This window comes from Rathayibacter sp. SW19 (genome assembly GCF_030866825.1).
Classification (GTDB): Bacteria; Actinomycetota; Actinomycetes; order Actinomycetales; family Microbacteriaceae; genus Rathayibacter_A; species Rathayibacter_A soli.
This window is the reverse complement of the sequence record NZ_CP133020.1, coordinates 77,787-90,306: the sequence shown is the minus strand read 5'-3', so window position 1 is coordinate 90,306 and position 12,520 is coordinate 77,787. Positions and strand designations below refer to the sequence as shown.

Here is a 12,520-nt window from a genome sequence, read left to right as displayed (position 1 = left end):
CCGACGTTGCGATGGGGGGTCATCTCACCGGCGCCGTTGAAAGTTGTCGACGGGCAGGTCGCGCTGCCCGCCACAGGGTCCGTGATCGAACATAAGCCGGACGCCCGGCCCGACGGCTGTAGGGACCGGTTGAAGATGTCCGTTTCGCGCGGGAGTTGTCCGCGCACGTCCATCGGAACAATTCGCCGGATCGTTAGGCTGGTCGGCATGCAGCGACCGACGTGGTTCGCGGACGAGACGAACTCCTTTGGCTGGGAGAACACCGATCCTCGAGGGAGAGCAACGAGATGAGACCGCTTCGATACTCGATCAATGTCACGCTCGACGGGTGCTGCCATCACGAGGCGGGGCTCCCCCCGGACGAGGAGTCGATGCGCTACTGGAGCGCTGAGGTGGAACGAGCCGATGCCCTGCTGTTCGGCCGGGTAACGTACGAAATGATGGAGTCCGCGTGGCGGAGGCCGGCCACGGGAACGTGGCCGGACTGGATGGATGAGTGGGAGATTCCGTTCGCCGAAGCCATCGACCGGGCGAAGAAGTACGTCGTGTCGAGCACGCTGAGCGGGGTCGATTGGAATGCCGAGCCGGTGCGAGGCGACTTGGGGCCGGCAGTTCAGCGACTCAAGCAGGAGTCGGGCGAGGGCCTGTGGGTGGGTGGCGTGACGCTCCCCCTGGCATTGGCAGATCTGGGACTGATCGACGAGTACGAGTTCCTCGTGCAACCGGTCCTTGCCGGACACGGGCCGACCTTGCTCGCCGGTCTACACGAGCACATCTAGCTCGAGCTCGTGGATCGCCATGAGTTCCGGTCGGGGGCGGTCGCCCTGCGATACCGGCCCACGCGAGTAACCGCATGACGTGATTTGTCCTGGCACGTTGGCAGCTGCACCACGGCCATGACCGTGCGCCCTCGGCGACACTGTGCGCATCGCGGTCGAGACGCGGTACGGAGACGACCCGATCAGTCGTTCGGCGTGATCAGGCAAAACGGATGCCCCGCCGGGTCAAGATACACCCGGAACGTGTCGTGGTCGGAACCTGTCTTCACGGCACCGAGCGCGAGAACGGCCTGCTCTGCGGCATCCATGTCGCCGACGAGCACATCGATGTGCATCTGCTGCGGCACGTCTTGCCCCGGCCATTGCGGCGGCGTGTAGTCGCCCTCCACGCGCTGGAAGGCGAGAAGCGGCCGCAGCGAGGCTGCGCGCGGCGTCACCCGAGCAGGCTGCCACCCCGCCAACCCGCTGCGCGCCCCGCGGCCTCGGCCTCTCGCACGGCGTCGAGGTCGGCCAGCGGGCCCAGGGTCGGCACGAGATGCTTCAGCTTCTGCGGATTGACCACACCGTGGATGTTGGCGATCACGCCGTCCCGCACGTCGAGTGCCATCACGGCCATCACGCCCCCACCGACGGGGATGTCCGCGACGACCACGATGCCAGGGCCCCCGTTGATCGAACGCTGCTCCACGTGCACCGGGAACACGGCGCGCCTTCCGAACGACGACAGCACCTTTGCGACCGCGTCGCGACCGTGTACAGGGCGCCCAAGAGCAAATCCGGGCGGTACTTTGCCGCCACCGTCGCTGGTGGCGGTGACGTCCGCTGCGAGCAACGAGACGAACGAGTCGACCGCGCCCGACTCGATCGCGGTGATGAACCGCGTTACGAGCTCGCGCTGCTCCTCGGCGGGTACCGGATATCGCGACACCCGCCCTGAGACCCGGGCCCGAGCCCGCGAAACCAGTTGCCTCGCCGCGGCCTGCGACGGCCGGTCGAGCACTGCTGCCACCTCGTCGTACGAATAGTCGAGAACGTCGTGCAGTAGAAACGCTGCCCGTTCGCTCGGCGTCAGGGTCTCTAGCAGCACGAGGAAGGCAAATGACAGCTCGTCGGCGAGCTCCGCATGATCCGAGGCGTCGGATGCCGGCCCCTCGCCCCCGACAAGCGGCTCCGGCAGCCACTCCCCGACGTACTGTTCGCGGCGCACGCGCGCCGAACGCAGCTGGTCGACCGCGAGACGGGTCGCGACGGTCGTAAGCCACGCCTCGGCGTTCGCGGGGCGCTTGTCGGGGGCGAGGCGGAGCATCCGCTCCATCGCCGACTGCGCGATATCCTCGGCATCGGCGACCGAGCCGAGCATGCCGTACGCCGCGCCGAAGGCGACGCGACGCAAAGCCTGTGCGTTGTCTGTCATGCTCCGATCATCTCGCGGCGACCACGTGCAGACGGCTGCACGTGCGAGCGACGGCTCGGCGTGTACGGACCGGGATGCCGCGCTGCGAAGAGATTGCCGCGATGCACGTACTCCTTGATCGTCACGGCAGCGCGGCCGGTGATGACGTGGCCCGTCGCCGTGCCGTCGCGAGTCAACCACTGCAGCAGTGCGTCGTGCCGGCCGAGGCTGATGCACTCGGCGAAATACCGCCCTGTGAACGGTCGGGCGGCGACACCGGCGAGAGAGTCGGCGACCTTCTGCGGCCCGGCCAGCGCCATGAACGCTCCGGTGCGGCATCCCATCTTGAGAGGAGTCCCGTCGGGCCCGGGCACCCGGGCAGCGTCGCCGATCACCCAGACGGCTGGGTCGGAGACCGAGCGCAACCGCTCGTCGACGTAAGCGCGACCGAGCTCGTCGACCGCGATTCCGGATGCCTCGGACAACGCGTTCGCCCGGAATCCGCCTGCCCAGAAGGTCAGCGCTGACGACTGCTCGTGGCCGTCGGCGAACGTAACAGCATCCGGGCCGATCGCCGACACCCGGCCGAGTACCTGCTCGATGCCGAGCCGCTCGAATGCGTGCCGAAGATGGCGCTGCCCTGGCTCGCTCAGCCAGTCGCCCGCGGACCTCGGGCTCGTGATCGTTACCCGCAGCCGCGGATACGACTCGGCCACCTCTGTCGCGAGCTCGATGCCGGTCAGGCCTCCGCCGACTACGACGACGCTCGTGCCGTCGGGCAGCGCCTCGAGCTTCTTCGATGTGGCGTGCACCGATGCGGCATCCGTGAGTCCGTGGGCGTTGTCCAGCGCACCTGGCACCGATCCGAAGTCGATGACACTGCCGAGAGCGATGACCACGGAGTCGTATGGCACAGTCTCACCGCCGGAAACGATCACAGCGTGCGATCCGGTGTCGATGCGCTCGATCGTGGCGACACGCAGGTCGGCGCCTGAGCCGGCCAGGGCATCCTCGATCGAGAGCAACGGATATCGCTGTCCGGTGGCCAGCTGGTGCCAGCGCATCCGCTCGTTGCGGGTCGCGTGATCGGTGACGAGGGTGACGGATGCCTCGTCGCGCCGCATCCGCCGCGCCAACTGACCCGCGACCAGCACTCCGGTGTAACCGCCGCCTAATACCAGGATTCGATGCTTGCTCATACCAATACGACGGGGAACGGCCCCGGGTTGTGACACACTATGGGCGACTGGTGGCCACGCTACCCGCTGGTGCTATCGCCACGGCCGCGCGACCATACAATTGAGCGGTGAGTTTTCCCTCTTTTGCCGCGTTCGCGGGACTGTGCGTTCTCTTGGCCGTGACGCCCGGCCCCGACACGTTCATGACGCTGCGCTTCAGCATGATTCGGCGGGCATCCGGAATTGCGAGCGGCATGGGGTCGTCGGTCGGCGTGCTCGCCTGGGCACTGCTCGTCGCCGTCGGACTGGCATCGCTGCTCGAGCAGTCGGCCGAGCTCTACCGCGTGGTGAAGATTGTTGGCGGGCTTTACCTCGTGTACCTCGGCGTCAGCACATTCATCCGGGCGCGCAAGGCGCATGCGAACGCTTCGCAGGACGAGCTCTCTGCCGCGGCAACGCCCCGGCGAGGCGATGGCATGCCCCAGGCTTTCATCGCTGGACTCGTATCGACGCTGCTGAACCCGAAGGTCGGCCTGTTCTTCCTGGCGATCGTGCCGCAGTTCGTGCCGGCGCATCAGGCGACGTTTGGCTGGACTCTCGTGCTCGGCGCCACCATGTCCGTGATCGGCGGCGTCTATTTGGCCGTGATCGCCTTCGCCGCGGCGCGCATGATGGGCTGGTTGAAACGACCGAAGGTCACGCGAACGCTCGAGCGCATCTCCAGCGGCATACTCGCCGCACTCGGCATCGGCACGATCGCGCTGTCGATTCAAGAGTGACGGTGGTCGGGCGGTGTCATGCGGGCGGGGGTCTCGATACGCCCACGCGCTGCGCTCGCGGGCTACTCGACCAACGGGGTGTCGACGCTCGCCGGCTAGACAACCAACGAGGCGACATCCGAATGTGTCGCCGCCGTCAAGTCGACGGCGTGCGTCGGCGGAAGCGTGACGGCTGCAGGATCGACGACGGAGCCCGCGCGGATATCGAAACCAGTTGCTTTATCCATGCCTCCAGCCAAGCCTCCGATACGGGTGCTGTCGTCCGTCCGTGGGTTGGCTGCCATCATCCTTTGGGAGGAATTGCGCGCCAACCTGCGACCAACACACCGTGCCCGCCCTACCGTTAGGGCATGCACTCTGAATCGATGCGGGCGGAACCGCGCGTTCCTCGTTGGACCGTCGAACCGCTGATCGGGCTGGCACTCCTGATCATCTGGGCCGTCGGGTTCAACCTGCGCATGGTCACGTTCGTCCCGCTGCGCGTCGACATGATCGTGTACACAACGCCATACGCCTTCCTGATCGCAGTCGGCTTCACCACCGCTATCGCGCTCGCCCGCGTCGCAACCAATGCCTCGATCATCCTGGTCGGGGCACTCCTGGCCATTCAACTTGTCGCGTGGCCCGCTCGCTTCAGCCTGTTCAGTTGGTCCGCCTACCTCCTGCTGCTCGTCTTCGGGGCGCTCGTCGGATGTTATGCAACCGGGCGGATGCGCGTCGTTGCCCCCGTCGTCCTGGCCGCCTACGCCCTCGTCGTCGCCGCACTCTTGCTACTCCCGCGGTTCAGCGCCACCGGTATCGATGGGCTGATCAACGGGAAGCACTTGTCCACCGTCGGACTGCTGCCTGACTTCACGATCTATGGCGGCACAGCTGCGCTGATCACGATCGGCTTCTGGTACCTCGGGACTCGAATCCGCAGGGCGAGCGAACAGACGCGCGCCTACTCGCGTTCGGGGCTTTCATCGATCATGCGCGGCATCGAGCTGACACTGCTCCCGCTGCGCCGCGCGCTGGAGCCGGCTGTCGCGGTCGTCTTCTACGTGTTCTGGATCAGCGCAGAGGCCGGGCGCTCCAGCAACTCGCCATGGCCGTCATTCCCGTTCACGCTCGGCTTGATCGCCGCGTCGATCGCCCTGTCGCGGCAGTACCCCCGCGTGGCGGTCGCGCTCCCGGGCGTTGTGCTTGCAATTCAACTCGTCTTCATTCCAACTCGCTACAGCTCCACGACCTGGCCCGTGTATCTGGGCCTATTGCTGACCTGCTCGATCGTGAGCGCCAGCGCAAGCAGGCGCATCCGCTGGCTGGCCCTGCCGATCATGGGCGGTTACACCCTCGTCGTGGCAACACTCATGACCGTGCCCGCGCTGTCCGACGGTTACGGTTGGACGTCCTGGGCCGGCCCCGGAATATCGGTCAGCGCTGTCATCTCGAGCATCATCGCCGTTCTGGTCGTCGGCCTCATCCTCACCGCGGGCGCCTGGTTCATCGGCTTCGGCCTCCGGGCCAGGCGACTCCAACAGGTCGCCGACACCAAGCTCGGCGAGACCGTCGACGAGCTCCACTCGGCCGAGATCGACCTGATCATCGCCAGCGAGCGCGATCGCATCGCGCAGGACGTGCACGACATCATGGCCCACTCATTGTCAGTCATCATCGCGCAGGCCGACGGTGCGCGCTTCATCGGACCGAAGCGCCCCGAGGCGATCAACGAATCGCTCGAGCGCATCGCAACATCCGCTCGCACGTCGTTGACCGAGGTGCGGATGCTGATCGAATCCCTCGTCGACGACCCAGACGGCCACTCGAATCCCACGCTTGAGAACCTGGACGACCTCATCGAGCGGATGCGCGGGGCCGGCCTCGCAATCACCATCGACCGTTTCGCGCCGGAAACACGGTTCACCGACCCCGAGTCCACCGAGCCGGCGCGCACCGAACCAGCGCCGACCGAGACCGCGCCCACCGAACCGGCCCTGACCGCGACTCAACAGCTTGCCGTGTACCGCATCACACAGGAGAGCCTGACGAACGCGCTCAAGCACGCGGGAGGGCAGCCGACAGCGCGGGTCACCCTCGACTGGCGCGGCCCGGGCTTCGTTTTGACGGTGTCCTCCCGCGGCGTGCAGCGAGCACGCACCGAAGCGGGCGCGCCTGCTCGCGGGCATTGCCGCGGAATCTACGGCATGCGTGAGCGAGCGCGATTAGCCGGGGGCTGGCTGACCGCCGGCGCCGACGAAGACGTTCCCGGCGACTGGCTTGTGACCGCGTTCGTGCCGACCGGTGCGGCGGCTGTATCGCCGACGGAAGTGGGCGCAACCGAAGGGGTGCAGGCCGAAGTGGCGCCGGCCGCGACGGCTGCGAGCGACGCATGAGCAGCATCCGCGTCGCAATCGCTGACGACCAGCAGTTGTTCTGCTCGGGCATCCAGATGTTGATCGAATCGCAATCCGACTTGACGTTCGTCGGCGCCGCCTACGACGGAGAAGCCGCGGTCGCGCTCGCACGCGAGGCGCTCCCTGATGTCATGCTGATGGACATCCGGATGCCGCTGCTCGACGGAATCGAGGCGACCGCGCGCATCCTGGATCGCAGCGATCGCAGCGGCGGGGGTGCCGAGACCTCCGCCGAGGGCGCCCGGCCGAAGATCATCATGCTGACCACGTTTCAGCGCGACGAGGCCGTCGTGCGGGCGATCCACGCAGGTGCTGACGGCTTCATCATGAAGGACACGACGCCCGAATTCGTGTTGGCGTCGATTCGGACTGTGCACGCCGGGCACTCGGTGATCGCGCCGAGTGACACGGCGGACATCATCCGGGCGCAGAGTGCGCGGCGGCGGCCGGAGCCCGCCGCGGAGTCGATCGCGGTGCTCTCGGCGCGCGAGAAGGAGGTCTTTCTGCTCGCGGCGCGCGGCTTGAGCAACGCGGACATCGCCCAGACTGCTTACATCAGTGAGGCGACGGTGAAGAGCCACATCCGCAGCATCCTGGCGAAGTTGGCGCTGAGTTCACGCGTGCAGTTGGTCGCGCACGCGTATGAGAACGGGTTGCTGCGCTGAAATCGGCTGCGGTCGTCGTCAGGTGATGCCGGCCCCATTGATCGTGCCGATCTGGCCCATGACCGTGTTGACGAACGATGCAACCTTGATGATCACGACGACGATCGTGATCACGTAGACGCCGATCAGGACCCAGATCGGCGTGAGGCCTTTGCCGACGCGGCGGCGCACGACGACCGACCGGCCGATCACATAGACGATCGCGCCCGACGGCAGAAACGACCACGCCCAGTGGAACGGGCGCGTGACGCCGACCCGACCCAACGCATGCCAGTCGAGGTAGGCAAGCCAGGCCGACACGCCATAGATCACCCAGCCGAGTGCGGCAATCAGCAGGTACGCCGGGTCGAAGGCCATCCTGAACGATTCTGACGTCGGCCCCGCCGCTGTCGTCAGGTGCGCGTACTTGTTCAAGTCGAACGCGGCGAACGCGATCATTTCGAGCAATGGCAGCAACACGATGATCCACAGGAACGGCGTGTAGATCTTCGGGTTAGGCCCGAGATCCGGCTGAACAATGGGCATCACCGTGGCGTACGGCTGCGCTACCGGTGCAGCATCCGCATATGAGCTCAGGTATGGCTGCTGCTGGGGTGCCGCGGGCGTTTGCTGAACGGGCGGCGGTTGAACAGCCGGAGGTTGAACGGGCGGCGCGGGGGTTTGCGGGTTCTGCAGATAGCCGGTCCATTGGGTGCCATCCCACCAGCGTTGCTGCGGCGAGCCGGCCGGATCTGGATACCAGCCGGGTGCCGGGTTGCTGCCGTTCACATCACTCACGATTCCCGCTCCTCGTCAAACCCCGCACCAGCATACGGCCGCAACCCAGATCATTCGGACAACTCTCCGCCCACTCACGGCCCGCGCGCCTAATCTGTAGAAGTGTCAACCACGACATCACCACAGCATCCAGGCGCCGAAGGCGACCGCGACGCGCCCGACAACGACACAGCACCCGGCGACAGCACGGGCGGCACGCCCGCGGGTGGCACGGGGGCAACTCCCAAACGCGCCCTTAGCCCCGGCTCGTGGTTCTGGATCGCGGCGGCCTGCGGTGTTCTCAGCGGGTTGGCCACACAGGTCGCCGCTGTTGGGGCCGCTCTGATTTCCGGGCAGTCAAGTACTCCATTCTTTGCGGTCGGGGCGTGGGTCGTCGACCTCACCCCGGCCTGGTTCCGCGAGTGGATCATCTCCGTGTTCGGCAGTTCGGACAAACCGTTTCTATTCGTCTGCCTCGGCGTGCTCCTGTTTGTGCTCGCGGTTGCGGTCGGCGCCCTCGAGTTTCTGCGCCCGCCTTTCGGTGTGCTCCTGCTCGCCGCGATCGGCGTGGTTGCCGTGCTTGCGGTGCTGACGCGCCCAGACGCATCCGTTCTGTCAGCGGCGCCGACGGTGGTCGGCTTCATCGTCGGCGTGATCGTGCTGCAGCAATCGATTCTGCGGATGCGCCGCTGGCACGATGCGGCGGCCGAGCTGCGGCGCGTCCCGAATGCGGAACCGCAATTGGCCCGGCGATCATTCCTGCGGTTCGTCGGATTGAGCGCGGCTGCCGCTGTAGCAGTCGGCGTCGGAGTCCAGTTGTTGTCGGCGGGGACCGCGGCCGTCACGTCGATCCGCAACACACTGAAGCTGCCTCGAGCTGCGTTCGCGGCAGCCCCCATTCCGGCCGGCGCTGATCTGAAACTGCCGGGGTTGAGCCCATACATCACTCCGGTCGGCGGATTCTATCGCGTTGACACGGCACTGCAGGTGCCGGCCGTCGACCCGAACAACTGGAAGCTGCGCATCGATGGCATGGTCGAGAACCCCGTCGACCTGACGTTCGCGCAGTTGCTGGCGCTGCCGCTCACCGAGCACACCGCCACGCTGACCTGCGTTTCGAATGAGGTCGGCGGCAACCTCGCGGGCAATGCGACCTGGCTCGGGTATCCGCTGCGTGAGTTGCTTGCGCGCGCGGTGCCGAAGGCTGGCGCAGACATGGTGCTGTCGACCAGCGCGGACGGATGGACGGCGGGAACGCCGCTGTCTGCGCTGACCGACAACAAACGGGATGCGCTGCTCGCTGTCGGCATGAACGGTGCGCCGCTGCCACTCGAGCACGGCTTTCCTGTGCGAATGGTCGTGCCCGGGCTCTACGGCTACGTCTCGGCGACGAAATGGGTAGTGCAACTCAACGTCACACAGTACTCGAAGGCGATCGGGTACTGGACGGACAAAGGCTGGTCGGCGATGGGTCCGGTCAAACTCGCCTCACGGATCGACACTCCCACCGACAACTCAACCGTGCATGCCGGTCGGGCGGCGATCGCAGGAGTGGCCTGGGACCAGCACGTCGGTATCGCGCGCGTCGAGGTGCGAGTCGACAACGGTCCGTGGCAGCAAGCGCGCCTCGCCGACGCCGTCTCGGCCGACACCTGGCGGCAGTGGGTGCTCGAATGGGATGCGACCGCCGGCAACCACACCGTCCAGGTGCGTGCGACCAACGCAAGCGGCGAGGTTCAGACGAGTGCACAGGCGCCGCCTGCGCCGAACGGGGCGACGGGCTGGCACACCATCGGGGTATCGGTGAGCTGAGGCGGGGCGAACTTGCGTGTGCGGGTTCGCTTGCGCGAGTTCGCTTGCGCGAGTTCGCTTGCGCGGGTTTGCTTGCGCGAGTTCGCTTCCGCGGGTTTGCTTGCTTGCGGGTTGGCTTGCGGGGCCGGCCACAGGCATCCGCCGGGCGTCGCCGACGGCGCGTGGCTAGCCGCCGTGGTGCGCCTGAATGGTGATGACCGAGCCGTTGTCGCTGCAGACCTGGCTGATCAGTTCGGTCGCCACCGAGTAGGAGCCGGGGCCGGCCGAGGTGAGAACATCGCCCGGCCCCAGGCCATCGCGCGTGTACCAGGTGACGACGGCGGGAAGTTCGGCGCCGATGATTCCGGATGCGGATGCCGCCAGCTTCTTCAGTTCAGCCACCGTCTTCGTGACGGTCGCGGTCCACTGAGCTGCGGTCACGTCCGAATGGGCATAGCCGTCCTCGGTACCGCGGAACGCGGTGTAGATACCGGAGAGGGTCTTGCATTCGGCCGCAATCACGCGATCCGGCACGAACTTATCCGTGCTGAAGGTCGCCGATAGCGCATATCTCGTGTCGGTCGGCACGCTCACCGTGAGGCCCACGTTGTCGTATGGGGGCAGCGGCAGAAGCCATGAACGCGTGCCGCCGCACGACCCGCTCCGCGAGGTATCCGAATTCATCGAGACGTCGAAGAGGCCGGATGAGCAGACGAACTCGACGCGCAATGATTTTGCGCCCGCCGGGATCGCGGTCGTCTTGTCCACCTGCCCGGTGCCGGCCATGGTGATGGTTGGCCAGGCGGAGGCGTTGACTGTCGGGGTGACGGTGGGTGCTGGAGCCGCGGAGGTGCATCCGGTGATTGCGAGCAGCAGTACTACGGCCGAGATGGTAACTGAGGATTTCACTCCAACCCGCCGCACGTGCCGCATTGCTCCACCTTCCTGCACCGTCCGGCCGACGCGCTCCGTGAAACGCTACACCGGGGGACGGACACTCATGCAAGCCGTTAGTCATTATCTTCGAATGTTTGTGATCAAATACTTACTCTAACTAGAACCTATCAGCTATTTTGTGTTACACTGAGGCATGGCCCCAATATCCCAGCAGTCGATCTCTCAGCAGATCAGAGAAGACGCCTTGAGGGTGTCCGATTCTCTGGCCGCGCTGGAGCCGGTCGGCACGCCGGGTGGTCTGCCCCGACTTCTTGCCGGGCTGGATGACGACGCCTTGTTGGCGCTGCTGGCCGATGCGGCGACCGCCCGGGCACAGTTCGAACTGGTGATCACCGCTGGGGCCGGGATCGTCTCGGAACGCTCCAACCGGCAGCTCGGCTATCAGGGCTTGGCCGCGCGCCGCGGTCAACGGTCCACCGCCGGGGTGCTGCAATCGGTCACCGGCTCGACGAGGGCCGAAGCATGGCGGCAGGTGCGCCTCGGCGAGGCGATGGCTCAGGCCGATGCGGCAGCCCGCACGGGAGAAGCCGCCGGCCAGGCAGACAGCCCGACCCCGGACGGCCCGACCCCGGACGGTGCGGGCCTGGACGGGGCGGGAGACACGACCGAGGTCGCGACCGGCGCGGCGCAGGAGGGATCCGCCGACGAAGCGGGTTCGCCGCCGGCCCCGGTCGTGGAACTGCCGTGGCATGATCCGATCACCCGCGCGGTCGCCGACCACACGCTGACCCCGGCTGGCGCCTCCGCCCTGCTGACCGGCCTCGGCCAACCGACCGACAGTTGCGACAGCGAGGTGCTGCGTCAGGCAGCCGAGGACCTCCTGGCGAACGCGGCCGGGGTCAACGCGGACGAACTGACCAAACGGGCCCGCTGGTTACGCGACAGCCTTGACCCGACCGGGGTCACCGAACGCGCCCAAGCCCACTTCCAAGCGCGGAAAGCACGCATCCGCACCAACGACACCGGTGCACGCACCGCGTGGCTGGAATTCGACGACGACTCCGCCGCCTGGCTCGACTCGATCGTCGACGCCGCGATGCGACCGCGCCGCGGCGGACCCCGCTTCATCGACAAAGCTCAAGCCGAACACGCCGAAGAACTGCGCACCGACCCGCGCACCGACGAACAACTGATCTTCGACCTGCTCATCGACGTCATGCGCACCGGCGCCCTCGCCGACCCGAACACCATCTACGGCAACCGGCAACCCGGCGTGCGCGTGGTCATCACCCAGGAAAACCTCAACCAACACGACACCGACGGCAACGTCACCGGCACCGGCCACTGGGAAGACACCGGCGAGGTCGTTCCACCCGAAACCATCGAACGACTCCTCTGCGACACCGGCACCCGCCCCATCACCGTCGATGAAAACGGTTGCCCACTCGACGTCGGACGAGAACAACGCCTCTTCACCGCCAAACAACGCGTCGCCCTCGCCATCCGAGACGGCGGCTGCATGCACCCCGACTGCGACCGGCCACCCTCATATTCTGAAGCACACCACATCGACCACTGGCACGAACACCACGGCCGCACCGACATCGCTCAAGGCATCCTCTTATGCCGATTCCACCACATGCTCCTCCACAACCAACACTGGCGGATCCAACGCCACGGCAACGACTACTGGCTCACACCACCCACCGGCGACCCCCGACAACCCATCCGCCTCCACCGCAAAGCCGCCTGGTGGCAAAACACCACCAAAGCAAGCTGAACCGGGCATCCCGATCGGCGCTGCCGCCACGCAGCCCAGTCTGGTCCGGTCCGGTCCGGTCCGGCACACTACGGCACGGCACACTACGGCACGGCACACTACGACG

General features: G+C 66.6%; 11 protein-coding genes and 1 pseudogene. 6 read left to right on the top strand and 6 right to left on the bottom strand.

Annotation, left to right across the window (positions count from 1 at the left end; genetic code table 11):
* The first annotated feature begins 287 nt into the window (after positions 1–287).
* A pseudogene (locus QU604_RS00430) lies at positions 288–857 on the top strand (dihydrofolate reductase family protein).
* A gap of 104 nt (positions 858–961) precedes the next feature.
* On the opposite strand, the gene QU604_RS00425 reads toward QU604_RS00430, so the two are convergent.
* The 3 genes from QU604_RS00425 to QU604_RS00415 are packed head-to-tail and all read right to left on the bottom strand — an operon-like array spanning position 962 to position 3,371.
* Positions 962–1,216 (bottom strand): VOC family protein, encoded by a 255-nt coding sequence (locus tag QU604_RS00425; protein ID WP_308466827.1) that lies wholly within the window; start codon positions 1,214–1,216, stop codon positions 962–964.
* Positions 1,213–2,193, bottom strand: coding sequence for an RNA polymerase sigma factor SigJ (gene sigJ / locus QU604_RS00420; RefSeq protein WP_308466826.1), 981 nt, complete (start codon positions 2,191–2,193; stop codon positions 1,213–1,215). The genes QU604_RS00425 and sigJ overlap by 4 nt, the downstream gene beginning before the upstream one ends.
* Positions 2,190–3,371: an NAD(P)/FAD-dependent oxidoreductase gene (locus tag QU604_RS00415; protein ID WP_308466825.1), complete on the bottom strand. Its 1,182-nt coding sequence runs from the start codon at positions 3,369–3,371 to the stop codon at positions 2,190–2,192. The genes sigJ and QU604_RS00415 overlap by 4 nt, the downstream gene beginning before the upstream one ends.
* Before the next feature lie 107 nt (positions 3,372–3,478).
* Here QU604_RS00415 and QU604_RS00410 point away from each other — a divergent pair, with 107 nt between their 5' ends.
* Positions 3,479–4,129, top strand: a complete 651-nt coding sequence (locus QU604_RS00410) for a LysE family translocator (RefSeq protein WP_308466824.1) — start codon at positions 3,479–3,481, stop codon at positions 4,127–4,129.
* A 95-nt stretch (positions 4,130–4,224) separates the two neighbouring features.
* Here QU604_RS00410 and QU604_RS00405 read toward each other — a convergent pair whose 3' ends face one another.
* Entirely contained in the window at positions 4,225–4,356 is a 132-nt protein-coding gene (locus tag QU604_RS00405; RefSeq protein ID WP_308466823.1) for a hypothetical protein, read from the bottom strand.
* 123 nt (positions 4,357–4,479) lie between these two features.
* On the opposite strand from QU604_RS00405, the gene QU604_RS00400 reads away from it, so the two are divergent.
* Together QU604_RS00400 and QU604_RS00395 are read left to right on the top strand one after the other, a co-directional pair.
* Complete coding sequence (locus QU604_RS00400; RefSeq protein WP_308466822.1) at positions 4,480–6,504, top strand: sensor histidine kinase; 2,025 nt, start codon at positions 4,480–4,482, stop codon at positions 6,502–6,504.
* Positions 6,501–7,190 carry a response regulator gene (locus tag QU604_RS00395; protein ID WP_308466821.1) on the top strand — a complete coding sequence of 230 codons (690 nt, stop codon included), beginning with the start codon at positions 6,501–6,503 and terminating at the stop codon, positions 7,188–7,190. Before QU604_RS00400 ends, QU604_RS00395 begins: the two co-directional genes overlap by 4 nt.
* An 18-nt stretch (positions 7,191–7,208) precedes the next feature.
* Here QU604_RS00395 and QU604_RS00390 read toward each other — a convergent pair whose 3' ends face one another.
* On the bottom strand, positions 7,209–7,967 hold the full coding sequence (locus QU604_RS00390) for a DUF2510 domain-containing protein (RefSeq protein ID WP_308466820.1): 759 nt from the start codon (positions 7,965–7,967) through the stop codon (positions 7,209–7,211).
* A gap of 102 nt (positions 7,968–8,069) precedes the next feature.
* On the opposite strand from QU604_RS00390, the gene QU604_RS00385 reads away from it, so the two are divergent.
* Entirely contained in the window at positions 8,070–9,758 is a 1,689-nt protein-coding gene (locus tag QU604_RS00385) for a molybdopterin-dependent oxidoreductase (RefSeq protein WP_308466819.1), read from the top strand.
* A 165-nt stretch (positions 9,759–9,923) separates the two neighbouring features.
* Here QU604_RS00385 and QU604_RS00380 read toward each other — a convergent pair whose 3' ends face one another.
* Positions 9,924–10,646 carry a hypothetical protein gene (locus QU604_RS00380; protein ID WP_308466818.1) on the bottom strand — a complete coding sequence of 241 codons (723 nt, stop codon included), beginning with the start codon at positions 10,644–10,646 and terminating at the stop codon, positions 9,924–9,926.
* A gap of 181 nt (positions 10,647–10,827) precedes the next feature.
* On the opposite strand from QU604_RS00380, the gene QU604_RS00375 reads away from it, so the two are divergent.
* A complete protein-coding gene (locus QU604_RS00375) occupies positions 10,828–12,414 on the top strand; it encodes a DUF222 domain-containing protein (RefSeq protein WP_308466817.1) in 1,587 nt (528 codons plus the stop codon).
* The last annotated feature ends 106 nt before the right edge of the window (positions 12,415–12,520 follow it).